At 46.1% G+C, this 536-nt stretch carries 1 protein-coding gene; it reads right to left on the reverse strand.

The features are described from left to right. Nucleotides 1–536 (reverse strand): GA-like domain-containing protein (locus tag AC1M9A_RS14390; RefSeq protein WP_481610488.1); only part of this gene is annotated, 536 nt, incomplete at both ends.

Here is a 536-nt window from a genome sequence, read left to right on the forward strand (position 1 = left end):
GCCTCTACTGCTGCTTCGGCATCTGCCAATACTTGTTCGTACTCATCTGCTATGCCATCTTCGTTTTCATCATTTACTGCTGGTAAAGTGATGTCGACTAGATCATCTAAGCGTGCATCCAGTGCGTCTTTGTCTGCTCCTTCTGGAAGTGCATCAACTTTCGCTTGTGCATCTTCTTTAGCAGTAAGCGCATCATCACGTGCTTGAGTCAGCTCAGCAAGTTCTGTTGGGGTGATTAAACCATCTGATTCCGCATCTGCTAGTGCTTGCTCTGCCTCTGCATATGCTGCTTCTGCCGCCTCTACTGCCTCTGTCGCTTCTTCAAGTGCTGCAACTGCATCATCCACACCATCTTCGTTTTCATCATTTACTGCTGGTAAAGTGATATCAACCAGATCATTTAAACGATCTTGTAGCGCATCTTTTTCTGCTTGTACTGCCTCAGGTAATGCTGTCACTTTTGTTTGTGCTTCTGTTTTCGCAGCAAGTGCATCATCACGTACTTGAGTCAGTGCAGTAAGTTCTGTTGGGGTGAT

It is taken from the genome of Acinetobacter sp. ANC_7634, assembly GCF_056779875.1.